At 71.0% G+C, this 24,596-nt stretch carries 22 protein-coding genes and 2 pseudogenes; 17 read left to right on the plus strand and 7 right to left on the minus strand.

The genetic code is table 11. The annotated features are described in order from the left end of the window. Window positions 1–52: 52 nt before the first annotated feature. On the minus strand, window positions 53–589 hold the full coding sequence (locus IEZ17_RS23880) for a DUF4245 domain-containing protein (RefSeq protein ID WP_189303497.1): 537 nt from the start codon (window positions 587–589) through the stop codon (window positions 53–55). A 217-nt stretch (window positions 590–806) separates the two neighbouring features. Here IEZ17_RS23880 and glpX point away from each other — a divergent pair, with 217 nt between their 5' ends. Beyond that, window positions 807–1,838 carry a class II fructose-bisphosphatase gene (glpX, locus tag IEZ17_RS23885; RefSeq protein WP_189303344.1) on the plus strand — a complete coding sequence of 344 codons (1,032 nt, stop codon included), beginning with the start codon at window positions 807–809 and terminating at the stop codon, window positions 1,836–1,838. Between the two features lie 105 nt (window positions 1,839–1,943). Here glpX and IEZ17_RS23890 read toward each other — a convergent pair whose 3' ends face one another. Beyond that, window positions 1,944–2,303 carry a WhiB family transcriptional regulator gene (locus tag IEZ17_RS23890; protein WP_189303346.1) on the minus strand — a complete coding sequence of 120 codons (360 nt, stop codon included), beginning with the start codon at window positions 2,301–2,303 and terminating at the stop codon, window positions 1,944–1,946. A gap of 247 nt (window positions 2,304–2,550) precedes the next feature. Then, window positions 2,551–3,432, minus strand: coding sequence for a DUF1707 SHOCT-like domain-containing protein (locus IEZ17_RS23895; RefSeq protein ID WP_308427690.1), 882 nt, complete (start codon window positions 3,430–3,432; stop codon window positions 2,551–2,553). A 170-nt stretch (window positions 3,433–3,602) separates the two neighbouring features. On the opposite strand from IEZ17_RS23895, the gene IEZ17_RS23900 reads away from it, so the two are divergent. Continuing rightward, window positions 3,603–5,300, plus strand: a complete 1,698-nt coding sequence (locus IEZ17_RS23900; protein WP_189303348.1) for a fumarate hydratase — start codon at window positions 3,603–3,605, stop codon at window positions 5,298–5,300. Between the two features lie 384 nt (window positions 5,301–5,684). Here IEZ17_RS23900 and IEZ17_RS23905 read toward each other — a convergent pair whose 3' ends face one another. After that, entirely contained in the window at window positions 5,685–5,888 is a 204-nt protein-coding gene (locus IEZ17_RS23905) for a hypothetical protein (RefSeq protein WP_189303350.1), read from the minus strand. 480 nt (window positions 5,889–6,368) lie between these two features. On the opposite strand from IEZ17_RS23905, the pseudogene IEZ17_RS44540 reads away from it, so the two are divergent. Further along, window positions 6,369–6,632, plus strand: a pseudogene (locus tag IEZ17_RS44540) (Scr1 family TA system antitoxin-like transcriptional regulator); the annotation flags it as partial. On the opposite strand, the gene IEZ17_RS44545 reads toward IEZ17_RS44540, so the two are convergent. Beyond that, window positions 6,540–6,728: a hypothetical protein gene (locus IEZ17_RS44545; protein ID WP_189303352.1), complete on the minus strand. Its 189-nt coding sequence runs from the start codon at window positions 6,726–6,728 to the stop codon at window positions 6,540–6,542. The pseudogene IEZ17_RS44540 and the gene IEZ17_RS44545 overlap by 93 nt on opposite strands. Between IEZ17_RS44545 and IEZ17_RS44550 the strand changes: the two are divergent. The 7 genes and pseudogenes from IEZ17_RS44550 to IEZ17_RS23940 form a co-directional block, all read left to right on the plus strand. Then, a pseudogene (locus IEZ17_RS44550) lies at window positions 6,727–6,831 on the plus strand (transcriptional regulator); the annotation flags it as partial. The gene IEZ17_RS44545 and the pseudogene IEZ17_RS44550 overlap by 2 nt on opposite strands. A gap of 82 nt (window positions 6,832–6,913) precedes the next feature. Next, window positions 6,914–7,117, plus strand: coding sequence for a DUF397 domain-containing protein (locus tag IEZ17_RS23915; protein ID WP_189303354.1), 204 nt, complete (start codon window positions 6,914–6,916; stop codon window positions 7,115–7,117). A gap of 82 nt (window positions 7,118–7,199) precedes the next feature. Beyond that, on the plus strand, window positions 7,200–8,594 hold the full coding sequence (locus tag IEZ17_RS23920; RefSeq protein WP_189303356.1) for a class II fumarate hydratase: 1,395 nt from the start codon (window positions 7,200–7,202) through the stop codon (window positions 8,592–8,594). Between the two features lie 102 nt (window positions 8,595–8,696). After that, window positions 8,697–9,422 carry a cytidylyl-2-hydroxypropylphosphonate hydrolase gene (gene fomD, locus IEZ17_RS23925; protein WP_189303501.1) on the plus strand — a complete coding sequence of 242 codons (726 nt, stop codon included), beginning with the start codon at window positions 8,697–8,699 and terminating at the stop codon, window positions 9,420–9,422. Window positions 9,423–9,643: 221 nt separating this feature from the next. After that, the gene (locus IEZ17_RS23930) at window positions 9,644–10,327 is read left to right on the plus strand and encodes a class I SAM-dependent DNA methyltransferase (protein ID WP_189303358.1); all 684 of its coding nucleotides are present in this window, start codon (window positions 9,644–9,646) and stop codon (window positions 10,325–10,327) included. An 87-nt stretch (window positions 10,328–10,414) separates the two neighbouring features. After that, entirely contained in the window at window positions 10,415–12,724 is a 2,310-nt protein-coding gene (locus tag IEZ17_RS23935) for a SpoIIE family protein phosphatase (protein WP_189303360.1), read from the plus strand. Window positions 12,725–12,918: 194 nt separating this feature from the next. Then, complete coding sequence (locus IEZ17_RS23940) at window positions 12,919–14,382, plus strand: catalase (protein ID WP_189303362.1); 1,464 nt, start codon at window positions 12,919–12,921, stop codon at window positions 14,380–14,382. Between the two features lie 86 nt (window positions 14,383–14,468). Here IEZ17_RS23940 and IEZ17_RS23945 read toward each other — a convergent pair whose 3' ends face one another. Continuing rightward, entirely contained in the window at window positions 14,469–16,769 is a 2,301-nt protein-coding gene (locus tag IEZ17_RS23945; protein WP_189303364.1) for a transglycosylase domain-containing protein, read from the minus strand. A 275-nt stretch (window positions 16,770–17,044) separates the two neighbouring features. Between IEZ17_RS23945 and IEZ17_RS23950 the strand changes: the two genes are divergently transcribed. From IEZ17_RS23950 to IEZ17_RS23975, 6 genes are all read left to right on the plus strand, one after another. Continuing rightward, complete coding sequence (locus tag IEZ17_RS23950; RefSeq protein WP_189303366.1) at window positions 17,045–18,025, plus strand: SPFH domain-containing protein; 981 nt, start codon at window positions 17,045–17,047, stop codon at window positions 18,023–18,025. A 22-nt stretch (window positions 18,026–18,047) separates the two neighbouring features. After that, entirely contained in the window at window positions 18,048–18,332 is a 285-nt protein-coding gene (locus tag IEZ17_RS23955; protein WP_189303368.1) for a type II toxin-antitoxin system antitoxin, read from the plus strand. Between the two features lie 110 nt (window positions 18,333–18,442). Next, entirely contained in the window at window positions 18,443–18,967 is a 525-nt protein-coding gene (locus IEZ17_RS23960) for a PadR family transcriptional regulator (protein WP_189303370.1), read from the plus strand. Next, window positions 18,964–19,650, plus strand: coding sequence for an ABC transporter ATP-binding protein (locus IEZ17_RS23965; protein WP_189303372.1), 687 nt, complete (start codon window positions 18,964–18,966; stop codon window positions 19,648–19,650). Before IEZ17_RS23960 ends, IEZ17_RS23965 begins: the two co-directional genes overlap by 4 nt. A 200-nt stretch (window positions 19,651–19,850) precedes the next feature. Next, window positions 19,851–22,157 carry an FtsX-like permease family protein gene (locus tag IEZ17_RS23970; RefSeq protein WP_189303374.1) on the plus strand — a complete coding sequence of 769 codons (2,307 nt, stop codon included), beginning with the start codon at window positions 19,851–19,853 and terminating at the stop codon, window positions 22,155–22,157. A 108-nt stretch (window positions 22,158–22,265) separates the two neighbouring features. Next, complete coding sequence (locus IEZ17_RS23975; protein ID WP_189303375.1) at window positions 22,266–22,865, plus strand: Uma2 family endonuclease; 600 nt, start codon at window positions 22,266–22,268, stop codon at window positions 22,863–22,865. A 74-nt stretch (window positions 22,866–22,939) separates the two neighbouring features. On the opposite strand, the gene IEZ17_RS23980 is transcribed toward IEZ17_RS23975, so the two are convergent. After that, the gene (locus IEZ17_RS23980; RefSeq protein WP_189303378.1) at window positions 22,940–23,899 is read right to left on the minus strand and encodes a hydrogen peroxide-inducible genes activator; all 960 of its coding nucleotides are present in this window, start codon (window positions 23,897–23,899) and stop codon (window positions 22,940–22,942) included. A gap of 139 nt (window positions 23,900–24,038) precedes the next feature. Here IEZ17_RS23980 and IEZ17_RS23985 point away from each other — a divergent pair, with 139 nt between their 5' ends. Next, window positions 24,039–24,593 (plus strand): peroxiredoxin, encoded by a 555-nt coding sequence (locus tag IEZ17_RS23985; protein ID WP_189303380.1) that lies wholly within the window; start codon window positions 24,039–24,041, stop codon window positions 24,591–24,593. Window positions 24,594–24,596: the final 3 nt, after the last annotated feature.

The following is a 24,596-nucleotide window of genomic DNA, read 5'->3' on the forward strand; positions in this document are numbered from 1 at the left end:
GCATCCGCCGGGCCGGGGCTCCGTGAGCCCGGCCGTCGGCGCCCCGCGGCGCTCAGCCCTTCTTCGCCACCAGGGCCGCGGCCAGCTCCGCGAGCCGCCCGTACGGGGCGGTGCCGGTGACGACCGTGGTCACCCCGGGCTCCTCGTGGACCAGCGCCTTGTACGTGTCGCCCTGGTAGCGGTCCCACTTCTTGTTGCCGACGGCCTGCTCGCCCTCGACCTTCGCGGCGCCCAGCGTGACGTCCTTGATGAACTGCTTCGGGGACGCGTCGCTCTGCTCGATGGCCGCGTACTCCTGCTCCGGGTCGAGCATGCCCAGGTGCCAGGCGCCGCCCTTGCCGTCGTCGCTCGCCTTGTACGAGACGGAGGTGGCCCGCCAGGCGCTGGGCAGGCCCTCGGGGCCGGCGACCGGATACGGGGCCGCTCGCCGGGCCGTGGTGATCTCGACGCGGTAGTCGACCGTCTTGACCGCGCTCTTCTCGGCGCCCGCGCTGTCGTCGTGCGGGATGAAGAAATAGATCGCCCCGACCAGGACGCCGATCACCGCCAGTGACAGGACCATGTCCTGCACCCTTTGCCTGCCTCGCATACCAGCCACGTCCCTATCGTCCCCCATGCCCGCCGAGGCCCGGACACGCCCCCCTGGGACGTCACTCACCTGCGCAAACAGGTCGCCGGCCGCCGTCGCCGCCGGGTGGCCGAGGGCTTGCTCATGCGAAGCCCCCCCTGCTCATTTTCGCGGCCTACCGATAAAGTCGTGCTCACCCTCATCAATCCGGCCGTCGCCGTACAGAAAGGTGCGCTCGATGACCGAGCATCATCTCCCGTCCCAACTCGAAGTCAGCCCCGAGGCGCCGGACCGCAACCTCGCCCTGGAACTGGTCCGGGTGACCGAGGCCGGTGCCATGGCATCGGGCCGCTGGGTGGGCCGTGGTGACAAGAACGGCGCGGACGGTGCTGCGGTGAGGGCCATGCGCGCCCTGATCCACACCGTCTCGATGAACGGCGTCGTGGTCATCGGGGAGGGCGAGAAGGACAACGCCCCGATGCTCTACAACGGCGAGCGGGTCGGCGACGGCACCGGCCCCGAGTGCGATGTGGCCGTGGACCCGGTGGACGGTACGACGCTGACCGCCAAGGGCATGGCCAACGCGGTGTCCGTGATGGCGGTCGCCGAGCGCGGCACGATGTTCGACCCGTCCGCGGTCTTCTACATGGACAAGCTGGCGACCGGCCCGGAGGCGGCGGACTTCGTCGACATCACGGCCCCGGTGGCGGTGAACATCAAGCGGATCGCCAAGGCGAAGAAGTCCGCGGTCGAGGACGTGACCGTCGTCATCCTGGACCGGCCGCGCCACGAGGGCCTGGTCAAGGAGGTCCGGGAGGCCGGCGCCCGGATCAAGTTCATCGCCGACGGGGATGTCGCCGGCGCCATCATGGCGGCCCGCGAGGGCACCGGCGTCGACCTGCTGCTGGGCATCGGCGGTACGCCCGAGGGCATCATCGCGGCCTGCGCGCTGAAGTGCATGGGCGGCACCTTCCAGGGCAAGCTGTGGCCCAAGGACGACGAGGAGCGCCAGCGCGCCCTCGACGCCGGGCACGACCTGGACAAGGTCCTCCAGATCGACGACCTGGTCAGCGGCGACAACGTCTTCTTCGTCGCCACCGGCATCACCGACGGCGACCTGCTGCGCGGCGTCCGCTACCGCGCCGAGACCGCCTACACCCAGTCCCTGGTCATGCGGTCGAAGTCGGGCACCATCCGCCAGATCGACTCCCAGCACCGCCTCTCCAAGCTGCGCGCGTACAGCTCGGTCGACTTCGAGCGCCCGAGCTGAGGCCCGCGCACACCCCTCAACTCCACACCCCGCACAGACACTTCGCCCCCGTCGGAGACTCTCCGGCGGGGGCGAAACGGTCCATACGGCCCGACGATCCGGCGGTCAGCCGGCCGCGGGCATATGGGCGGCGCGCTGGAGCTCCGACTCACGGCGCCGTCGCCGGGTCAGCACGACCCGGCGCTCGGCCGCGGTCAGGCCGCCCCAGACGCCGTACGGCTCCGGCTGGAGCAGCGCGTGCTCCCGGCACTCGACCATCACGGGGCAGCGGGCACAGACCCGCTTCGCGGCTTCCTCCCTGGCCAGCCGTGCGGCGGTCGGCTCCTTGGACGGGGCGAAGAACAGCCCGGCTTCGTCCCGGCGGCACACCGCCTCCGAATGCCAGGGGCCGGCCTCGTCGCGAGCGTGCACCCGCTGGGACGGTACGACAGCGGCATCCTGCAGGGGCTGATGCGGTAGCAGCACGGTCTACTCCTGACGACGGCTTCGGCGAGAGAAATCACCCTTGCCCGTCTCGCTGCGCACGGCCTTTTCGCACCCCGCAGCCGTACGAGAGACGATGCACCAGCCCTACCCGCTGTACGCACGCTTATGCACACCGTGGCGATCGAGAGCGCGGGGCGCGGTGGACGGCGCCCCCGTCAGTCGACCGGGTCGGCGCCCTTCAGCCGCCGTATCGCAGGCGGAGCCGCCGGCCCGTGCAGCCGGCCGGTCAGCCGCGGTAGCGGTCCCGCCGCTCCCGGCGCTCGGCCCGCCGCCGGTCCATCAGCTCGTGCCGCTCCGCCCGGATGCGGTCCATCCGCTCGTGCCGCTCGGCACGCAGCCGGTCGAGCCGGTCGTGCCGCTCCCGGCGCTGGTCGCGCAGCCGGTCGTGCAGATCGTGGATCCAGGCGCCGCGCTTCGGCCTGGCCTCCACACTCCCCAGCAGCGCGAAGCCGTTGACGTGCACGACCGGGGCGTCGGCGTCCTCCGCGTCGTTCGTCTCGACCTCGAAGCTGCCCAGGATGCCGGAGCCGCTGCTGCGCAGCGTGATGTTCTCCGGGACCCGGATCTCGACGCTGCCGCAGAAGGAGGTGACGTTGATCTGGATCTGCTGCTGGGGGAAGACCGCCTCGGTCAGATCGATCTCCACGCTGCCGAAGACCGCGACCGCGTTGATCCGCGCCGGGACCCGCCAGCGGCCCTTCCGGGCGGCGGCGCTGAAGATCGCGACGAGATTCTGGTCCGGGAGGTGGCCGGCCGGCTCGGCCTCGTACGCCGGGCCGGGCTGCCGGCCGCGCTCGCCGGCCACGGGCAAGTCCCGTACGACGGGCTCCAGTTCGCCGAGGGTCTTGGCGCGGTAGACCGCGTCGATCCGCTCGGCGTGCTCCTCGGCGTCCAGCCGGCCCTCGGCGAGCGCCTCGCGCAGGATCTCGGCGATCCGGTCGCGGTCGGCGTCCGAGGCACGCAGGTCGGCCTCGGCGACCGGTTTGGCCTGCGGCCGGGCGGCGTCCTTGGTCAGCTGCACCCGCTGGTCCTCCTGCTTCTGCTGCTTCTGAAGCGTTCCGGGCGGGGTCTCGGGGCCCGGTCGTCCCCCGTTGTCTGAAGCGTCCACGACCACAGCGTACCGAAACGCGATAGATCGCGACTAGGGAACTCGCGAGCCCTGTCCCCTGTCCTTACTGAGCCCTACCTCACAGCAGGGCCCGCCGGCCGGGGTTCTACGCTGTTCTGGCGCTGCCGTAGACGTCAGCCACACCCCTCCGAGTTAGGAATCACCCTCAAATGCCTGCCTCCTCCCACCCGGCCCGCCCGGCATTTGCCTACACCGACCTGCTCCCCGCCGGGGAGGACACCACCCCCTACCGCCTGGTCACCTCGGAGGGTGTGAGCACCTTCGAGGCCGACGGCCGGACGTTCCTCAAGGTCGAGCCGGAGGCGCTGCGCAAGCTCGCGGCCGAGGCGATGCACGACATCGCGCACTACCTGCGCCCGGCCCACCTCGCCCAGCTCCGCAAGATCCTGGACGACCCCGAGGCATCGGCCAACGACCGGTTCGTCGCCCTGGACCTCCTCAAGAACGCCAACATCGCCGCCGCGGGCGTGCTGCCCATGTGCCAGGACACCGGCACCGCGATCGTCATGGGCAAGCGCGGCCAGAGCGTGCTGACCGAGGGCGGCGACGAGGAAGCGCTCTCCCGCGGCATCCACGACGCGTACACCCAGCTGAACCTGCGCTACTCCCAGATGGCCCCGCTGACCATGTGGGAGGAGAAGAACACCGGCACCAACCTGCCGGCGCAGATCGAGCTGTACGCGACCGACGGCGGCGCGTACAAGTTCCTCTTCATGGCCAAGGGCGGCGGCTCGGCCAACAAGTCCTTCCTCTTCCAGGAGACCAAGGCCGTCCTCAACGAGACGTCCATGATGAAGTTCCTGGAGCAGAAGATCCGTTCGCTCGGCACGGCCGCCTGCCCGCCGTACCACCTCGCGATCGTCGTCGGCGGCACGTCGGCCGAGTACGCGCTCAAGACCGCCAAGTACGCCTCCGCGCACTACCTGGACGAGCTGCCCACCGAGGGCTCGCCGACCGGCCACGGCTTCCGCGACAAGGAGCTGGAGGAGAAGGTCTTCGAGCTGACCCAGAAGATCGGCATCGGCGCCCAGTTCGGCGGCAAGTACTTCTGCCACGACGTCCGCGTCGTCCGGCTGCCGCGCCACGGCGCGTCCTGCCCGGTCGCCATCGCCGTCTCCTGCTCCGCCGACCGCCAGGCCGTCGCGAAGATCACCGCCGAGGGCGTCTTCCTGGAGCAGCTGGAGACCGACCCGGCGCGCTTCCTCCCGGAGACCACCGAGGAGGAGCTGACCCAGGGCGCGGGCCCGGACCTCGACGCCGTGAAGGTCGACCTCAACCAGCCGATGGCCGACATCCTGGCCGAGCTGACCGAGCACCCGGTCAAGACCCGGCTCTCGCTCACCGGCACCCTGGTCGTCGCCCGCGACATCGCCCACGCCAAGATCAAGGAGCGCCTGGACGCCGGCGAGGGCATGCCGCAGTACCTCAAGGACCACCCCGTCTACTACGCCGGCCCGGCCAAGACCCCCGAGGGCTACGCCTCCGGCTCCTTCGGCCCGACCACCGCCGGCCGGATGGACGCGTACGTCGAGCAGTTCCAGGCCGCCGGCGGCTCCAAGATCATGCTCGCCAAGGGCAACCGCTCCCAGCAGGTCACCGACGCCTGCGCCGCGCACGGCGGCTTCTACCTCGGCTCCATCGGCGGCCCGGCGGCCCGGCTCGCCCAGGACTGCATCAAGAAGGTCGAGGTCCTCGAATACGAAGAACTCGGCATGGAAGCCGTCTGGAAAATCGAGGTGGAGGACTTCCCCGCCTTCATCGTCGTCGACGACAAGGGCAACGACTTCTTCCAGGACCCGGCCCCGGCCCCGACGTTCACCAGCATTCCGGTGCGCCGGGAGGCGTAAGGCCCCGGCACAACGCCCCGGAATCCCGAATAACGTTCCGGACGGTACGGTTCACGGCCGTCACCCGCTGCGCGCGGGTGGCGGCCGTGAACGTTTCACCGAACTCCCGCAGCACTCGGTTTTCCGCCCGCTGCGACCTGGATACGCGCCATGGAGCACTTTTTCCGCACGGCCGGAAAACCGGCCAGGGGGGCAGACGCCGGCTCTCCGGATCCCGGGGGAAGTGCCCTCCGGAGGGCAGGAGATGCCCGTAGGCGTCACTCGACTTCACACGTGCATTCCGGTGCCCCGGAAGGATGCGCCGGGGGAACAAACCCTGGAGGACTTCCGGCGGCAGCAGACGGCCCGGTCCCCGGTGCCTCCGCCGGCTCCGCCGCCTCGGCGCTAACACCCCTTGTGGCGCGGGCAGGCGCACGGCGGCCAGGCGTGGGAGAGGCCGTAGAGGTCGAGGCGGTCGCTGGCGACGACGTGGATCTGGGCGCGTTCCTGGGTGACGACGCCGTCGCGGGTCGTCTTGTAGACGCGCATGGTCATCAGCGAATGCCGGGATCGCGGGCCGGGCGATGGGTGGCCGGCGCTCAAATCCATGAGAGACGCTCCTGTAGTGCTCGGCGGGGAGTTGACGCTCCCGGTTAGCCGCGAGGGCGACTGCCGGGATCCGTCGTGGGATCCCCTCAACTTCCAGCGGATTGCTACGTTCCGTGTTCCCATCGTCACCCTGCGAAGTAACCTTGGGAAGGGAGTGAGAACTGATTCCTTCAGCCGTAAGCCGCGGGAAGGGGAAGTGGGGCCGTGCGCAGGGAGATTGATCCGGCGTCATCCATGGCCGCGTTGTTCGGGACGCGGCTGCGGAAGGTGCGGCCCGCCGCCAGGCTGACGCAGACCGCGCTCGGCGAGGCGGTGCGGACGCACAGCACGCGTATCAATCAGGTCGAGCGGTGCACGGGGGCCAAGCCGACGCCGGAGCTGGCGCGGGCGCCGGACGGGACGGTGGGCGCGGACGACTTGCTGGTGGAGCTGTGGCCGTTCGTCTACCGGGAGACGTCTCCGGACTGGGCGGAAGTCTTCATGGCCCGTTCGGCGCGGGCAGTGGTGATCAGGCAGTACGCGGCATCGGTGGTGCCTGGTCTGCCGCAAACCGAGGCTCATGCCCGTGCCGTGCTGAGCGTCGGCCGTACGCTCAGGTCGGCGGAGCAGTTGGAGGAACGGCTGGATTCCCGGCTCATGAGGCAGAGGCGGCTACGGCAGCCCGATGGGCCCGTGTCGCGGGTTGTTCTCGATGAGTCGATTCTTCTGCGACCCGTCGGCGGCCCCGATGTGATGCGGGCCCAGCTCGCCCGGCTGCTGGAGACCGCCGACGACCCGCGTATCACCGTCCAGGTCCTGCCGTTCAGCAGCGGGGCACATGGCGCCGTGGGAAGGATCCATGACGCTTCTGACACTGCCGGGCGAGCCCGAGTGCGCCTACGCCGAAAGCTCCGAATGCGGTCAACTCGTGGACGAGCCGGAGGAAGTGGCCACCTTTGCGGAGACGTACGACCAAGCTCGGGCTCCGGCCCCGCCGCCGAGCATGTCACTTGACATGATGCGATCCGTGATGGAGGGCACCCATCGTGCAGTGCACATCCCGTCCCGACCTGAGCGCCGCCGTCTGGCGCAAGTCCAGCTACAGCAACAAGGAGGGTGGCGACTGCGTCGAGGTGGCGGACGGCAGCGCCGGTCTGGTTCCCGTCCGTGACTCGAAGGCCCCGCAGGGCCCCGCCCTGGTCTTCCGTGGGGGTGCCTGGACCGCCCTCATACGCGCCCTGAAGGGCTGACGCCGCCGGCCTGCGCCCCGCACCCAGGTGACAAAGCACCAGGCCCGGGAAGAGATCGGCGTTCTCGGGCACTGTCATAGGCATGAGCGAAAACAGCGCGTACAGGATCGAGCACGACTCGATGGGTGAGGTGCGGGTGCCCGCGCATGCCAAGTGGCGGGCGCAGACGCAGCGTGCCGTGGAGAACTTCCCGATTTCGGGGCAGCGGCTGGAGCGGGCGCACATCGAGGCGCTGGCGCGGATCAAGGGGGCGGCGGCGGTCGTCAACGCCGAGCTGGGGGTGCTGGGCAAGGAGGTCGCGGGGGCCGTCGCGGAGGCCGCGGCGGAGGTGGCCGAGGGACGATGGGACGAGGACTTCCCGATCGACGTGTTCCAGACCGGATCGGGGACGTCGTCGAACATGAATGCCAATGAGGTCATTGCGACGCTGGCGAGTGAGCGGCTGGGGAAGGATGTGCACCCCAATGACCATGTCAATGCCAGCCAGTCGTCGAACGATGTGTTCCCGTCGTCGATTCATATCGCGGCGACGTCGGCGGTGCTCAACGATCTGATTCCGGGGCTGGAGCATCTGGCGGCGGCGCTGGAGCGGAAGGCGGAGGAATTCGCCGGGGTGGTGAAGTCGGGGCGGACGCATTTGATGGATGCGACGCCGGTGACGCTGGGGCAGGAGTTCGGGGGGTACGCCGCGCAGGTGCGGTACGGCGTCGAGCGGCTGCGGGCGTCGCTGCCGCGGCTGGCCGAACTGCCGCTCGGGGGCACGGCGGTGGGGACGGGGATCAACACTCCGCCGGGGTTCTCGGCCGCGGTGATCGCGGAGGTGGCGCGGGCGACGGGGCTGCCGCTGACGGAGGCGCGCAATCACTTCGAGGCGCAGGGGGCGCGGGACGGGATCGTGGAGACGAGCGGGCAGCTGCGGACGGTTGCGGTCGGGCTGACGAAGATCGCGAATGATCTGCGGTGGATGGCGTCGGGGCCGCGCACCGGGCTCGCGGAGATCAATCTGCCGGATCTCCAGCCGGGGTCGTCGATCATGCCGGGGAAGGTCAATCCCGTTATTCCGGAGGCGGTGCTGATGGTCACCGCGCAGGTCACCGGCAATGACGCGACGGTCGCGGCGGCGGGGGCGGCCGGCAACTTCGAGCTGAATGTGATGCTGCCGGTCATCGCGCGGAATGTACTGGAGTCGATCCGGCTGATCGCCAATGTCTCGCGGCTGCTGGCTGACCGGACGGTGGACGGCATCACGGCGAATGTGGAACGGGCCCGGGAATACGCCGAGTCGTCGCCGTCGGTGGTGACGCCGCTGAACAAGTACCTGGGGTATGAGGAGGCCGCCAAGGTGGCCAAGCGGTCGCTGGCGGAGCGGAAGACGATCCGCGAGGTGGTCGTCGAGGGCGGCTATGTCGAGCGGGGGCTGCTGACGGAGGAACAGCTCGACGAGGCGCTGGATGTGTTGCGGATGACCCGTCCCTAGCGGCCCCGTAGCAGCGCCGGTGGCCCGTCCGTAACCGCGGGTGCGGTGCATGTCACCACGCGCGTAACGCGCCGCGCCTAAGATCTGCTCATGACGGCGGACATGGTGGAGACGACGGAGGGCGAAACGGCCGGCAGAGGTGCGACGGCGGCCGGGGCGGGGGGATCGGCGGCCGTGCCGGGGCGCTGGGCGCCGGGGGACCACATCCTGTGGCGCTACCGGGACAACGCCGAGGCCGACCGGTTCCACATCTGTCGTCCGGTGACCGTCGTGCAGGACACCGAGGAGTTGCTCGCGGTGTGGATGGCGCCGGGCACGCACTGCATCAAGCCGGCGCTCGCCGACGGGACGCCGGTGCACCGCGAGCCGCTGGCCACCCGCTACACCACACCGCGACGCACCGTCCGCGACCAGTGGTTCGGCAGCGGTGTGCTGAAGCTGGCCCGGCCGGGCGACCCCTGGTCGGTGTGGCTGTTCTGGGAGCCCGGCTGGCACTTCAAGAACTGGTACGTCAATCTGGAGGAGCCGCGCCGCCGTTGGGCGGGCGGAGTCGACTCACTCGATCATTTCCTGGACATCTGCGTCTATCCGGACCGGCATTGGGAGTGGCGGGACGAGGACGAGTTCGCCCAGGCGCGGCGGGACGGGCTGATGACGGACGCACAGGCGGACGCGGTCAGATCCGCCGGGCGCGCCGCGGTCGCACAGATCGCGGCGTGGGCCGGGCCGTTCTCCGACGGATGGGAGGACTGGCGGCCCGATCCGGCCTGGGGCGTTCCGGAGCTGCCGGAGAACTGGGACCGGTCACCCGATCGTTTGCTCTCGTGAGGCAGCAAACGGGAAAAGAGGAGATTGAAGGGAGTGAAGGGGGCGAACGGTGGAAAGGTGCGCCTATGGGCAAAGCTGTTTCCCGCCCCGCGAGAAGCGGTACCCAGCCCCCTTGCTGCGCCCTGGGTCTTCAAACGTAGGATCGTCCTCCGCAGGACTGCACAGGCGCAACTCCAGAACGGGAAAACGAACTTGACCGCGGTCGCAGGAGGGGCGAGGTCGTGAGCGCGACAAGCTACGACGCGTACGAGGGTCTGAACCGGTTAGCGCTGGACCGAGCCGGACAGGCCGAGGCGTTCGACGCGATCGGTGACCAATACGAAACGGCCTTTCCGTACAAGGAAGGGCAGATCGCTTCCGGCGACTGGCTGGCCGGCGCGCTGCCCGCCGGGTCGCGGATCCTGGACGCGGGCTGCGGTACGGGCGTGCCGACCGCTCGTCAACTGTCCGGCGCCGGCCACCGGGTCGTGGGAATCGACCTCTCCCCCGTCATGGTCGAGCTGGCCCGGGACAACGCCCCGGGCGCCGAATTCCACCGGCTGGACATCGCCGATCTGCGCGGTGGCCGGCTCGGCGGTGCCGGTTCCTTCGACGGAATCGCCGCCTATTTCTCGCTCTTGATGATGCCTCGTGCGGAAATCCCTTACGCGCTGGGCATGCTGCATGATCTGCTGCGTCCTGAGGGGCTGATGGCCCTGGCAATGGTCGAGGCGGATGTCGACGACTTCACCATTCCGTTCCTGGGCAAGTCGATCCGGGTATCGGGATACCTGCGGGACGACCTGCGCCGGGTCGTGCGCGACGCGGGATTCGATGTCGTCGGGGAGGACTCGTATGCGTATGCCCCGGCGAGTACGGACGTACCACCGGAAATCCAGCTCTTTATGCACCTGCGACGCGCTTGACCCGCACCGCGTCAGGCGCGCCCGCCCGAGCGGCGCGCCGGGAACGCGGCGCGTAGGCGCCAGCCCCGGACGGATGGAATCCCACGCGTGACGGAGCACCCCACCTCCCACGAATCGCGGCGGTCGGCCCCGACCGCCGCGCCCTCGGCGTCCCCTTCCACGGGGACGGCCGGGACGGCGCCGCCCGGCGGCGTACCGGACCCGCGCAGCGCCCTGCAACAGCCCGCCGCCACCGGATACGTCCCGGTGCCGGGGACGGGCTTCGCGGTGCGCGGCGCGGATGACACCGGCATCGGCGGTGACCGTCCCGTCACCGCCTCCGCGGGTCCGCCGGACGGACAGGGAGCCACGCGGGGGGACGCGGAGCCGGCCGCGGACCACGGCCCGGCCGGTGACGCCTCGCGGGCGTACGGCGATGCCCGCGACAGTTCTTACGGCGCCTCGTACGGGGGCTCGTGCGGCGGGTCGTACGACTCGTACGGGGAGGTGGCCATGCCCGCTGACGGGCCGGGAGGCGTGCCGGGCGACGAGCCGGGGCACGGGCAGCAGCGCCCGCGGCCGGACGGCGAGGGGGCGGAGGTCACCGGAGCGCAACTGCCGCCGCAGGGGCCGCCGACGGTGCCGCCGGCGCGGTCGGCGCATCCGGGCGAGAGCAGTGAGGTGACCGCGGCCCGGCAGGCGAGCGGCGACCGGCTGCGGTTCATCGGGGCGGCGACCCGGCGGATCGCCCGCGGTATCGATCTGGACGAGATCGTGCTGGGGCTGTGCCGGGCGACGGTGCCGACGTTCGCCGACGCGATCCTGGTCTATCTGCGCGATCCGCTGCCGGTGGGCGACGAGCGGCCGACCGGCCCGGTGGTGCTGCGGCTGCGGCGTACCGACCGGATCCCGGAGGAGCCGGACACCAACGGGCTGCGGCTGCCGGTGCTGCCCGCGCAGCCGGATCTGGGGCCCGCGATGGGCGGTACGGCGGCGGAGCTGTCGGAGGTGCGTCCGGGCGGGCCGCTGGCGGAGGTGCTGCGCGGGGTGCGCCCGCTGTTCGGTGAGGCGCAGGCGGCGCGGACCGCGCTGCCCGAGCTGCTGGGGCCGGACACCCGGCTGCCGGGCGGCCACCGGGTGATCCTGGCGCCGCTGCGCGGGCGCCGGCGGGTGATCGGTGCGGCGGTGTTCCTGCGCCGCCCGGACCGGCCGGCGTTCGAGCCGGACGATCTGCTGGTGGCGGCCCAGCTGGCGACGCACACCGCGCTGGGCGTGGACAAGGCGGTGCTCTACGGCCGGGAGGCGTACATCGCCGACGCGCTCCAGCGCACCATGCTGCCGGACTCGCTGCCGCAGCCGACCGGCGTGCGGCTCGCCAGCCGCTATCTGCCGGCCGCGGAGACGGCCCGGGTGGGCGGCGACTGGTACGACGCGATCCCGCTGCCGGGCAGCCGGGTGGCGCTGGTGGTCGGCGACGTCATGGGGCACTCGATGACCTCGGCGGCGATCATGGGCCAGCTGCGGACGACGGCGCAGACGCTGGCGGGGCTGGACCTGCCGCCGCAGGAGGTGCTGCACCATCTCGACGAGCAGGCCCAGCGGCTGGGCTCGGACCGGATGGCGACGTGCCTGTACGCGGTCTACGACCCGGTGGCGCACCGGATCACCATCGCCAACGCCGGGCACCCGCCGCCGGTGATGCTGCACCGCGGCGGGCGCGCGGAGGTGCTGCGGGTGCCGTCCGGGGCGCCGATCGGGGTCGGCGGGGTGGACTTCGAGGCGGTGGAGCTGGACGCTCCGGCGGGCGCCACCCTCGTGCTGTACACGGACGGCCTGGTCGAGTCGCGGATCCGGGACGTGTGGACCGGTATCGAGCAGCTGCGGGAGCGGCTGGCCGAGACGGCCCGGCTGACCGGTCCCAACCCGCCTCCGCTGGAGCCGATGTGCGACGAGGTGCTGGACATGCTGGGGCCCGGCGACCGCGATGACGACATCGCGCTGCTGGCGGCCCGGTTCGACGGGATCGCGCCGAGCGATGTCGCGTACTGGTACCTGGACCCGAAGGCGCAGACGGCCGGCCAGGCGCGCCGACTGGCCCGCCGGGCGCTGGCGCGCTGGGGCCTGGACGAGCTGACCGATCAGCTGGAGCTGCTGGTGAGCGAGGTGGTCACGAACGCGGTGCGGTACGCGGAGCGGCCGGTGACGCTGCGGCTGCTGCGCACGGACGTGCTGCGCTGCGAGGTCGGCGACGACGTTCCGCAGCTGCCGCGGCTGCGCCAGGCCCGGCCGTCCGACGAGGGCGGGCGCGGGCTCTACCTGGTCAACCGGATGGCGCGGCGCTGGGGCGCGACCCGGCTGAGCATGGGCAAGGTCGTCTGGTTCGAGCTGTCGATGCCGCCGGGAGCGCCGCGCGGCTGACCGCAGCGCCGCGCCGTCCGCGCAGGGACCCCGTCCGGGACCGGGCGGGGTCCCGGGCGTTGCGGGCCCTTTCGCCCTTGCCGACATGCCGCGGACGGCGTTGACTGCTTGGGTGGGGGCAAAAGGGACTGAAGGGGCCATTCACCCCTGCTCCCCGCCCCACGGCCAGTCATCGAACGGGAGGCACTCCTCCAATGACCAGCACCGCCCAGAACGTCCCGCGCACGACGAGCAACACCGGCATCCCGGTGGAGAGCGACGAGCACTCGCTCACCGTGAGTCCGGACGGCCCCATCCTGCTCCATGACCACTACCTCATCGAGAAGATGGCCCAGTTCAACCGCGAACGGGTCCCCGAGCGGGTGGTGCACGCCAAGGGCAGCGGCGCGTACGGATTCTTCAAGGTCACCAACGACGTCAGCCAGTTCACCAAGGCGGATCTCTTCCAGCCGGGCAGGACCACGGAGATGCTGGCCCGCTTCTCGACCGTCGCGGGCGAGCAGGGCTCCCCGGACACCTGGCGCGACCCGCGCGGCTTCGCCCTCAAGTTCTATACCGAGCACGGCAATTACGACCTGGTGGGCAACAACACGCCGATCTTCTTCGTACGGGACACGATCAAGTTCCAGGACTTCATCCGCTCCCAGAAGCGCCGCCCGGAGAACGGGCTGCGCGACAACGACATGCAGTGGGACTTCTGGACGCTGTCGCCGGAGTCGGCCCACATGGTCACCTGGCTGATGGGCGACCGCGGCATCCCGAAGACCTACCGCAACATGAACGGCTACGGCTCGCACACCTACATGTGGGTCAATGCGGGCGGCGAGAAATTCTGGATCAAGTACCACTTCAAGACCGACCAGGGCATCGACTTCCTCACGCAGGAGGACGCGGACCGGATCGCCGGCGAGGACGCGGACTGCCACCGTCGCGATCTCTACGAGGCGATCGACAGCGGTAACGCACCGTCGTGGACGCTGTACGTGCAGGTCATGCCGTTCGCGGACGCCGTGGACTACCGGTTCAACCCGTTCGACCTGACCAAGGTGTGGCCGCACGGCGACTACCCGCTGATCGAGGTCGGCCGGATGACGCTCGACAGGAATCCGGAGGACTACTTCATCCACATCGAGCAGGCCGCGTTCGAGCCGTCCAACATGGTGCCGGGCATCGGCCCGTCCCCGGACAAGATGCTGCTCGGCCGGCTCTTCTCGTACCCGGACACCCACCGCTACCGGATCGGCCCGAACTACGCGCAACTGCCGCCCAACCGGCCCCATGTGCCCGTCCACTCGTACGCCAAGGACGGCCCGATGCGCTTCGACCCGTCGCGCGCGGCCCGGCCGTACGCCCCGAACTCCTACGGCGGCCCGGCGGCCGACACCGCGGGTTTCGGGGAGCCGGCGGGCTGGGAGAGCAGCGGCGAGATGGTGCGGCACGCGTACACCCTGCGGAGCGACGACGACGACTTCGGGCAGCCGGGGACCATGGTCCGCAACGTCCTGGACGACGCGGCCCGGGAGCGGCTGGTCGGCAACGTGGCCGGGCATCTGCGGAACGGCGTGAGCCGTCCGGTGCAGGACCGGGCGCTCCAGTACTGGCGCAACATCGACAAGAACGTGGGCGACCGGATCGCCGCCAAGGTCAACGGCGGCTGACCGCCCTCCCGCACAGCACCGCAGCGCGACACCGCGGCCCCCACCCGGAAAGGTGGGGGCCGCGGTGTGCTGCGACGGGGCGGGCGTCAGCCGCCGAAGTTGTTCGGCACGGGGTTGCCGCCGTTGGTCCCGTTGGCGCCGCCTGGTGTGCCGTTCCCGCCGGTGCCGTTGCCGCCGCCGATCCCGTTGGCCCCGCCGGTGCCGTTGGTGCCGCCGTTGGGCGGGCCGGAGGTGCCGCCGGTCGGCGTCGGGCGGCCCGTCGGGCGGCCGGACTCGCTGCTCGACGGGGAGCCGGACGGCGTCGGGGTGCCGGACGGGGTGTGGCTGGGCGTCGGGGTCGGGGTCGTCGACGGGATGCGGCTGGGCGTCGGCGTGGGCGTCGGGGGCACCCCGGCGCCGAGGTCCGTCTCCAGGTCGAACTCGCCGGCGCCGCTGTCGCCCAGCGCGCTCTGGGTGTAGTCGGCCCACACCCGCGCCGGGTAGCCGCCGCCGTTGACCCGGCCGCCGCCCCCGGCGCCCTTCAGGGAGACCTGGGCGCCGCCGGACGGGGCCTCGCCGAACATGCCGACCGCGGTGACGAGCTTGGGCGTGTAGCCCACGAACCAGGCCGACTTGTTGTCGTCGGAGGTACCGGTCTTGCCCGCCGCCTTGTACGAGGCGTTCTTCACGGCGTCCGACGCGGTGCCGTCGTTGACCACGCCGGTCAGCACGGAGGTGACGGTGTCGGCCGTCCTGCGGGACAGGACCTGGTCGCCGATCGGGTTCTTCAGCCGGACGCTCTTGTCGCTGCCGTTCGTGCTGTGGACCGCCTTCACGACCAGGGTCGGAGTGACCTTCGTGCCGTGGTTGTCGAGGGTCGCGTACGCGCCGGCCATCTGGAGCGGGCTGGCGCCCATGGTGCCCAGGGTCATGGCGGGCTTGACGTCCATCCTGGAGCCGTTCAGGCCCAGGCTGACCGCGGTCTGCTTGACCTTGTCCAGGCCGACGTCGGCGCCCATCTGCGCGAAGACCGCGTTGACGGAGTTGTTGGTGGCCGTCTGGACGGTGATCTTCCCGTACTCGTGCTCGTCCTCGTTGGGCGGCGCGAAGGGGATGGTGCCGCCGACGACCGGACGGCGGTTGTGGCCGTCGTAGATCGCGTTCGGGGTGATCGGGACGCCGCCCTGGGTCTGCGCGTGGTTCTCCATCGCGGACGCCAGGATCAGCGGCTTGAAGGTGGAGGCCGCCTGGTAGTCCTCGCGGGTCGCGTTGTCGGTGTAGTGCTTCGGGTACCCGGCGCCGCCGTACAGCGCGACGATGTAGCCGGTCTTCGGGTCCACCGACGTGGCGCCGAGCTGGGCGTCCGCGTCGACCGAGCGCGTCTTGGGGTCGAGGTCGTCGGTCAGCTTGCGCTTGACCGCCTGCTCCAGCGCCTTCTGCTTGTCCTTCTCGATGCCGAGGGTCACGGTCCAGCCGCCGGCCTCGAACTCGGTCTCGTCGACGCCCTGGGCGAAGAGCTCCTTCTTCGCCTCGGTGACGAGGTAGCTGGTCTGGCCGGTCAGGCCGGGCAGCGGCTTGGGCGGCTTGGGTATCTCGAACTTCTGCTGGGCGCGCTCCTCGGGCGAGAGCCACTTCATCTCGACCATGTTGTTCAGGGTGTACGCCCAGCGCTCCTTGACCAGCTGCTTGCCGGTGTCGCTGGCGAGGGCCCAGTCGTACTGGTTCGGCGCCTGGAGCAGCGAGGCGAGGTAGGCGCCCTGGGAGACGGTGAGCTTGTCGACGTCCACGCCGTAGTACGCCTGCGCGGCGGCCTGGATGCCGTACGCGCCGCGGCCGTAGTAGCTGGTGTTGATGTAGCCGGCGAGGATGTCGTCCTTGGAGTACTTCTGGTCCACCTTGAGGGAGATGACGATCTCCTGGAGCTTGCGGGAGACCGTCTGCTCCTGGCTCAGGTAGTAGTTCTTGACGTACTGCTGGGTGATCGTCGAACCGCCCTGCTTGCCCTGGCCCTTGAGGGTGTTCAAGATGCCGCGCAGGGTGCCCTTCAGGTCGACGCCGGAGTCCTGGTAGAAGGTCTTGTTCTCGGCGGCGACGAAGGTGTGCTGGACGTCCTTGGGGATCCGGCTGAGCGGGACGGTCTCGCGGTTGAGCTGGCCGACCCGCGCCATGACCGAGCCGTCCGCGTACTTGAAGACGTTGCTCTGGAACTGGGCCTGCTTGTTGCCGGCCGGTATGTCCACGTACAGGTAGAGGCCGATGAAGCCGAGGATGCCCAGCAGGCAGACCCCGAGGAACGCCCCGAGGATCTTCTTCCAGGTGAAGAACCGGCGTATGCCGGACCCCTTCTGCGCCGGTTTGCCCCGGCGGGCGCTCCCCTGCCGCGCCCGTCTCACGTCCGCTCGGCCCATCGCTCCAGCAACTCCAGTCGTTCCGCCCCCGGATAACTCAGCTGTCGAAGCTAACACCGCATCTATAAACAAATCCTCATCGATCAAGGCTTTTCCCGACGTGACATACAGCACGGGGCAGACGCGCAACCGTCGGAGGGGTCAAGCGGTACGGGCCTGGACCACGCCGGGTCGAGGGGTTAAAGTGCTATCACTTTGCTAGACCAGCGAAAGCACGCACTGCGGCGCACATCACGCGCCGCACGGTGCGCCTTCCTTGAGAAACGGGGACCCCCATGTCCGACCCGACACCGACCCGCTCCGACTCCGCACCGGCCGACCGGGCCGCCGCGGACACCGTCGACGCCCCCGAGATGCCGGCCCCGCAGGTCCGCGAGCGGACCGCGCACAGCATCCCCGGCGGCCTGGCCATGCTGCTGACCGTCCTCGGCGTCGCCCTGGGCATCGTGGTGATCGCCGTCGGCGGCGTCATCGGCAACGGCGGCAACAACGCCGCCGCCGTCCCGATGGTCATCGCCGGCGCCCTGCTGCTGATCGGCTCGCTCTTCTGCATGACCGGCGTGAAGATGGTCGCCCCCGGCGAGGCCCGGGTGATCCAGCTGTTCGGCCGGTACGTCGGCACCATCCGCACCGACGGCCTGCGCTGGGTGAACCCGCTCACCACCGCCCGCCGGATCTCCACCCGCGTGCGCAACCACGAGACCGCGGTCCTCAAGGTCAACGACGCCTACGGCAACCCCATCGAGCTGGCCTCGATCGTCGTCTGGAAGGTCGAGGACACCGCGCAGGCGCTCTTCGAGGTCGACGACTTCCTGGAGTTCGTCGCCACCCAGACCGAGGCGGCCGTCCGGCACATCGCGATCGAGTACCCCTATGACGCCCACGACGAGGGCGGCCTCTCGCTGCGCGGCAACGCCGAGGAGATCACCGAGAAGCTGGCACTGGAGCTGACCGCGCGGGTCCAGGCCGCCGGCGTCCAGATCATCGAGACCCGCTTCAGCCACCTCGCCTACGCCCCCGAGATCGCCTCCGCGATGCTCCAGCGGCAGCAGGCCGGCGCGGTCGTCGCGGCCCGCCAGCAGATCGTCGAGGGCGCCGTCGGCATGGTCGAGTCGGCCCTGGAGCGGATCAACGAGCAGGGCATCGTCGAACTCGACGAGGAGCGCAAGGCCGCCATGGTCAGCAATCTGATGGTGGTGCTGTGCGGCGACCGGGCCGCCCAGCCCGTCCTCAACACGGGCTCCCTCTACCAGTGAGCGAGCGGAGCGAGGTCTCATCATGAGCACCGACTCCGCCGGGGAGGCCGGAGCCGACCGCGAACGGCCCGCCGGAAGCCGGCCGCAGCAGCGCAAGCAGGTGCTGCTGCGGCTGGACCCGCTGATCCACGACGCGCTCACCCGCTGGGCCAACGACGAACTGCGCAGCGCCAACGCCCAGATCGAGTTCCTGCTCCGCAAGGCCCTGTCCGACGCGGGGCGGCTGCCGCGGGGGGCCGGGGCGCCGCCGCGGCGGGGGCGCCCGCCCAAGCAGCCGCGCACGGAGGACGGACCCTCCGGGGACTGACCGGGCCGGACCGCACCCGCGGGCTCCGCGCACCGGCCGGCCGACCGGAAATTCCTTCTATACACCACGCGTATACACCAGCGATACACTCCCCGAGTAAGGTGGTCCGCATGTCAATCGGTCATACGCTGCTGGGCCTCCTGGAGTCCGGCCCCCGCCATGGCTACGACCTCAAGCGGGCCTTCGACGAGCACTTCGGACAGGACCGCCCGCTGCATTACGGGCAGGTCTACTCCACGATGTCCCGGCTGCTGAAGAACGGCCTGGTCGAGGTGGACGCCGTCGAGGCCGGGGCGGGCCCGGAGCGCAAGCGGTACGCCATCACGGACGCCGGGATCACCGACGTCGCCCAGTGGCTGGCCCGCCCGGAGAAGCCCGAGCCGTACCTCCAGTCGACGCTCTACACCAAGATCGTGCTGGCGCTGCTGACCGGCCGGGACGCCGCCGAGCTGCTCGACACCCAGCGCACCGAGCATCTGCGGCTGATGCGCGGACTGACCGAGCGCAAGCGCTCCGGCGACCTCGCCGACCAGCTCATCTGCGACCACGCGCTGTTCCACCTCGAAGCCGATCTGCGCTGGCTGGAGCTGACCGCCGCCCGCCTGGACAAGCTGGCGGAGGCGGTCCGTACATGACGCCCGAGGGTTCCCTGCTCGCGGCGGAGGGGCTGTCCAAGGCGTACGGGCCGACGCCTGCCCTGGACGGCGCGGACTTCTCCGTCCACCCCGGCGAGGTCGTCGCCGTCATGGGGCCGTCCGGCTCCGGCAAGTCCACGCTGCTGCACTGCCTCGCCGGGATCGTCGCGCCGGATCGCGGCACCGTCCGCTACGGCCCGCACACCCTGACCGGGCTCACCGACGCCCAGCGCAGCGCGCTGCGCCGCACCGACTTCGGGTTCGTCTTCCAATTCGGCCAGCTGGTACCGGAGTTGACCTGCCTGGAGAACGTCGCGCTGCCGCTGCGGCTGAACGGCACCAGGCGCAAGGACGCCGAACGGCAGGCCCGCGACTGGCTGGAGCAGCTGGAGGTCGAGGGGGCGGCCGGGCAGCGCCCCGGCGAGATCTCCGGCGGCCAGGGCCAGCGGGTCGCGGTCGCCCGCGCACTGGCCACCCGGCCCCGGGTGATCTTCGCCGACGAGCCGACCGGCGCCCTGGACTCGCTCAACGGCGAGCGCGTGCTGACCCTGCTGACCAACGCCGCCCGGGACACCAACGCGGCCGTCGTACTGGTCACCCACGAGGCCCGGGTCGCCGCGTACTCGGACCGGGAGATCGTCGTCCGCGACGGACGGGTGAAGGACATGGCGGGCCGGATATGAGCCCGCTCCACCCGGGAGCCGGCAGCGCCGGCGGGCGGGGCGCCTCCGCACCCACCGCTCCCCCGTCGCCCGCCGCGCCTCCTCCCCCGCCCGCAGCTCCTCTTCTCCCGCCCGCCGGACCTTCTCTCCCGCCCGCCGGCCCTTCTCTCCCGCCCGCCACCCAGCGTTCCGGCCCCCTCACCTGGGCCCGCGACCTCGCGATGGGGATGCGGTTCGCGGCCGGCGGCGGCCGGGAGGGCTGGATCCGTACGGCACTGACGGCCGCCGGCGTCGCCCTGGGCGTGGCCGTCCTGCTGATCGGCGCGTCCGTGCCGACGCTGATGGACGCCTGGCACGGCCGGGAGAAGGCCCGCGAGAACCTCGGCCAGGAACACCCACCGAAGGCCGGCGACCGCACCGTGCTCTACTCCCCGGCGGACACCACGTTCCACGGGGAGCGGATCCGCGGCCGACTGATCCGCCCGGACGGCGCGCACCCGCCGGTACCGCCCGGCATCCGCCGACTCCCCGGCCCCGGCCGGATGCTGGTCTCCCCGGCGCTGCACAAGCTGCTGGCCTCCCCCGAGGGCGCCCTGCTGCGCGACCGCCTGCACTACACGACCGCCGGCGTGATCGGCGACGAGGGCCTCCAGGGCCCTCAGGAACTCACCTACGTCGCGCAGAGCGACACCCTGCGCGAGCGCGACGGCTACCGCGTCGACCACTTCGGCAAGAGCTGGGACCCGGCGCCGATGCGGGCGCCCGCCGTGGTCCTGGTGATCATGACGTGTGTGGCGCTGATGACGCCGGTGATGGTCTTCATCGGCACCTCCGTCCGCTTCGGCAACGAACGCCGGGAACGCCGGCTGGCCGCGCTCCGGCTGGTCGGCGCCGACGTCCCCACGACCCGCCGGATCGCCTCCGGCGAGGCGCTGTTCGGCTCCCTGCTGGGGCTGCTGGGCGGCGGCGCGCTGTTCCTCGCGGCCCGGCAGCTGGCGTCGGTGATCACCCTCTGGGAGATCAACGTCTTCCCTTCGGACGTCACCCCCGCCCTCCTGCCCGCCGCGCTGATCGTGCTGCTCGTCCCGTCGGCGGCGGTCCTGGTCACCCTCCTCGCCCAGCGCGGCATCACCGTCGAACCGCTCGGCATCGTCCGCAACCGCCCGCCCGTCCGCCGCCGCCTGTGGTGGCGGCTGGTGCTGCCGATCGCCGGCGTCCTGCTGCTGTTCCCGCTCACCCGGGAACAGCCCTGGCACGACACCCCGCTCAACACCGTCCGCCTCGCCGCCGGTTCGACGCTCCTCCTCTTCGGCGTCACGGCGCTGCTGCCCTGGCTGGTCGACGCCGTCGTCGGCCGGCTGCGCGGCGGCCCGGTCCCCTGGCAACTGGCTGTCCGCCGCCTCCAGTTGAGCAGCGGCTCGGCCACCCGCGCGGTCAGCGGCATCACCGTCGCGGTGGCCGGCGCGATCGCCATCCACATGCTGATGACCGGCATGCAGGCGGGCTACCAGGCCGCGTACGCCAAGTCCGGACGGATCCCCCAGATCGGCTTCTGGGGCAGCGCCGCCGACTGGCCGCAGACCCAGCAGGCGCTGACCTCGCTGCGCGCCACCCCCGGGGTGACCAAGGTCCGCGGCACCGTCATCGCCAACATCGGCCGGCTGCCCGCCGCCGGCGTCGACACCAGCCGCGACGTCCCGTCGACCGTCGCGCTCGGCAGCTGCGCCGAACTCAACCGGCTCGTCCACGTCCCCTCCTGCCGCGACGGCGACGTCTTCATCGCCGCACCCGCCCGGGAGGCGGCCCGGGACATCGGCCTCGCACCCGGCGCCACCATCGACCTCAACCCCCCGCGCGACTACGGCGAACGCACCGCGCCCCGCCCCTGGACGATCCCCCGGGCCGCCCGCCCCGCCCCGTCCCGCGCGCTCTCCGACGCCCGCCCCTTCGCCTACGACCTGCTGGTCACCCCGGCGGCCCTCGGCGCCGACCGGCTCAGCAGCCCGGACCAGGAGCTGCGGGTCGACTTCGACCGCAGCACCCCCGACGCCGTCGAGCACATCCGCAACACCGCGGCCCGCATCAACCCGTCGATGTTCGAGTCCTCCTCCATCGACAACCCGCACGACAAGCAGTACGGCGGCGTCCGCAACGCGCTCTTCCTCGGCGCCGTGATCACCCTGCTGCTGATCGGCGCGGGCCTGATCATCTCCACCGTCGAGCAGCTCCACGAACGCCGCCGGCTGCTCTCCACCCTCGACGCCTACGGCACCCGCCGCGCCACCCTCGGCTGGTCCGTCCTGTGGCAGACCACGCTCCCGGTGATCCTCGGCCTGGCCCTCGCCCTGGCCTGCGGCCTCACCCTGGGAGCGCTGCTACTGGTCATCACCGGCAGCGGCGTCACCGTCGACTGGCCGGTGGTCGCCGGCATGGCCGGCATCGGCGCCGCGGTCATCCTCTTCGTCACGGCCCTGAGCCTCCCGCCCCTGTGGCGCATGATGCGCCCGGAGGGCCTGCGCACGGAGTGAGACGGGGACGGCGGTCCAGCACGGACGGGTGAACGGCGTCGGACGGGCCGCACGGAGGCGGCTGAGCCTACGATGATGACCTCGATACCAGCCATCAGGAGGCACCGCATGTCTGCCGCAGCAGTCGAACGACCTCATGTGGGCAAGCTGCCGAGTCTGCTTGAGGAAGCCGAGAAGCTCACTCACTTGCTGCCCGGGCACCGCGTCGAGATCCTCGGGGGATCCCTCACCGTGACACCGCCTGCCGACGGCTCGCACGCCGAGTCGCTGACCGACCTCATCATCGCCTTCCTACCCGCTCACCGCGGCGAGACCCGAGTACACCAAGCCATGGGCGTATGGCTCCCCGACGGCCCCGAGGACTACGCCATTCCGGACCTCGCCGTCGTGGACGCCGACTACCGCGACCACCTCGTCGAGGCCAACTGCTACGACCCCGCCATCTTCCGCATGGTGCTGGAAGTGACGTCGTCCAACTACGCCGCCGACCTCAAGACGAAGGTCGCCGCCTACGCCATCGCCAAGATCCCGGTCTACGTCATCGTCGACCGCCGCAAGGAGCGCATCCACGTCCTGACCGACCCGTTCGCGAACGAGTACCGCACCCACCAGATCCACGCCGCCGGCCAGCAGGTCACGCTCCCCGACTCCATCGGCGCCGAGATCACCCTCGACGTCAAGGCGATCCTCGAAACCGCCCGTCCTTGAGGACCCCCGCCACACGCCCGCCGGGGCGTACCGCGAAGGACGCCCGGCGCCGCGACCCGCGCCGCTCCTGACCCTCACCCCTTCACGATCCGCACCGGCAGCCCCCGCAGCGCCCCCCGCAACGCCCCCGCGAACTCCTCGAATTCGCGCTGGCGGGCCGAACCGCTGCGCATCGCCAGGGCGATCCGGCGGGCCGGGGCCGGGTCCGCGAAGTAGCCGGTGGTCAGCTGGTCGTTGCGGGCCGTCTCGACCCGTAGCGCGGTACGCGGCAGCAGCGTCACGCCCAGGCCGCCGGCCACCAGTTGGACGAGGGTGGACAGGCCCGCCGCGCTGGTCGTGACGGGGGTGTTCTCGTCCCGGCCCGCCTCGCGGCAGATGTCCAGCGCCTGGTCGCGCAGGCAGTGGCCTTCGTCCAGCAACAGCAGATCGAGTTCCTTCAGCGCCTCGCGGGGGATGTCGCCGCGCCCGCCGAGCCAGTGCTCCTTGGGGGCGACCAGGACGAAGTCCTCGTCGAAGAGCGGGAGTTCGGTGACCTGCGGGACGCCCAGCGGGACGGCGAGCAGGAGCAGGTCGAGCCGCCCGTGCGCCAGGCCGTCCAGGAGCGAGGCGGTCTGCTCCTCGTGCACCTGGAGGTCCAGGGCGGGGTAGGTGTCGTGGACGAGGCGGAGCACGGTCGGCAGCAGATACGGCGCGACGGTGGGGATGACGCCGAGGCGCAGGACGCCGGTGAAGGGCGCGCGCGCCGCCTCCGCCTCCTCCATCAGGGCGCCGACCGCGTCCAGGACCGTACGGGCGCGGGCCGCCACCCGCTCCCCTGCCGGTGAGAGCAGCACCTTGCGCGTCGTACGCTCCAGGAGCTGCACCCCGAGCGCCTCCTCCAGTGCGGAGACGGCACCGGAGAGCGCGGGCTGGCTCATACCGATGTCGGCCGCCGCCTCCCGGAAGTGCAGATGCTCGGCGACCGCGGCGAAGGCCCGCAGCTGGGCGAGGCTGGGCTGGCGGGGCCGCCCGCCGGGGCTCGTGGGGGAAGCCACTGATAACCACCTCCGATCAACATCTACCAGTCTAGCTATTTCCCTGATCAATGCCTGCTGTGGCACGGTGTAACCGTCCAAGCCTCAAAGAAAGACCCGAAAGACCCCACAAGGGACTTTCATGCACCAAGGAGAGCGCGTGCTCACTGTCGGAGACAAGTTCCCCGAGTTCGACCTGACTGCCTGTGTCTCGCTGGAGAAGGGCAAGGAGTTCGAGCAGATCAACCACAAGACCTACGAGGGCAAGTGGAAGATCGTCTTCGCGTGGCCCAAGGACTTCACCTTCGTGTGCCCGACCGAGATCGCCGCGTTCGGCAAGCTGAACGACGAGTTCGCCGACCGTGACGCGCAGATCCTCGGCTTCTCCGGCGACTCCGAGTTCGTGCACCACGCCTGGCGCAAGGACCACCCGGACCTGACCGACCTGCCCTTCCCGATGCTCGCCGACTCCAAGCACGAGCTGATGCGCGACCTGGGCATCGAGGGCGAGGACGGCTTCGCGCAGCGCGCCGTCTTCATCGTCGACCAGAACAACGAGATCCAGTTCACCATGGTGACCGCCGGCTCCGTCGGCCGTAACCCCAAGGAGGTCCTCCGGGTCCTCGACGCGCTCCAGACCGACGAGCTGTGCCCCTGCAACTGGAGCAAGGGCGAGGACACCCTGGACGCGGTCGCCCTGCTGGCCGGTGAGTGACAC

It is taken from the genome of Streptomyces albospinus, assembly GCF_014648695.1.
Classification (GTDB): domain Bacteria; phylum Actinomycetota; class Actinomycetes; order Streptomycetales; family Streptomycetaceae; genus Streptomyces; species Streptomyces albospinus.

What these genes read in the sequence shown, in the direction of transcription:
- fomD (WP_189303501.1), top strand. Translation starts at nt 8,697, where the DNA reads ATGGTGGAGACGACGGAGGGCGAAACGGCCGGCAGAGGTGCGACGGCG.
- IEZ17_RS23970 (WP_189303374.1), top strand. Translation starts at nt 19,851, where the DNA reads ATGGGGATGCGGTTCGCGGCCGGCGGCGGCCGGGAGGGCTGGATCCGT.
- IEZ17_RS44545 (WP_189303352.1), bottom strand. Translation starts at nt 6,728, where the DNA reads ATGGATCCTTCCCACGGCGCCATGTGCCCCGCTGCTGAACGGCAGGAC.
- IEZ17_RS23920 (WP_189303356.1), top strand. Translation starts at nt 7,200, where the DNA reads ATGAGCGAAAACAGCGCGTACAGGATCGAGCACGACTCGATGGGTGAG.
- IEZ17_RS23975 (WP_189303375.1), top strand. Translation starts at nt 22,266, where the DNA reads ATGTCTGCCGCAGCAGTCGAACGACCTCATGTGGGCAAGCTGCCGAGT.
- IEZ17_RS23880 (WP_189303497.1), bottom strand. Translation starts at nt 589, where the DNA reads ATGCGAGGCAGGCAAAGGGTGCAGGACATGGTCCTGTCACTGGCGGTG.
- IEZ17_RS23955 (WP_189303368.1), top strand. Translation starts at nt 18,048, where the DNA reads ATGAGCACCGACTCCGCCGGGGAGGCCGGAGCCGACCGCGAACGGCCC.
- IEZ17_RS23960 (WP_189303370.1), top strand. Translation starts at nt 18,443, where the DNA reads ATGTCAATCGGTCATACGCTGCTGGGCCTCCTGGAGTCCGGCCCCCGC.
- IEZ17_RS23965 (WP_189303372.1), top strand. Translation starts at nt 18,964, where the DNA reads ATGACGCCCGAGGGTTCCCTGCTCGCGGCGGAGGGGCTGTCCAAGGCG.
- IEZ17_RS23900 (WP_189303348.1), top strand. Translation starts at nt 3,603, where the DNA reads ATGCCTGCCTCCTCCCACCCGGCCCGCCCGGCATTTGCCTACACCGAC.
- IEZ17_RS23940 (WP_189303362.1), top strand. Translation starts at nt 12,919, where the DNA reads ATGACCAGCACCGCCCAGAACGTCCCGCGCACGACGAGCAACACCGGC.
- IEZ17_RS23945 (WP_189303364.1), bottom strand. Translation starts at nt 16,769, where the DNA reads ATGGGCCGAGCGGACGTGAGACGGGCGCGGCAGGGGAGCGCCCGCCGG.
- glpX (WP_189303344.1), top strand. Translation starts at nt 807, where the DNA reads ATGACCGAGCATCATCTCCCGTCCCAACTCGAAGTCAGCCCCGAGGCG.
- IEZ17_RS23905 (WP_189303350.1), bottom strand. Translation starts at nt 5,888, where the DNA reads ATGGATTTGAGCGCCGGCCACCCATCGCCCGGCCCGCGATCCCGGCAT.
- IEZ17_RS23950 (WP_189303366.1), top strand. Translation starts at nt 17,045, where the DNA reads ATGTCCGACCCGACACCGACCCGCTCCGACTCCGCACCGGCCGACCGG.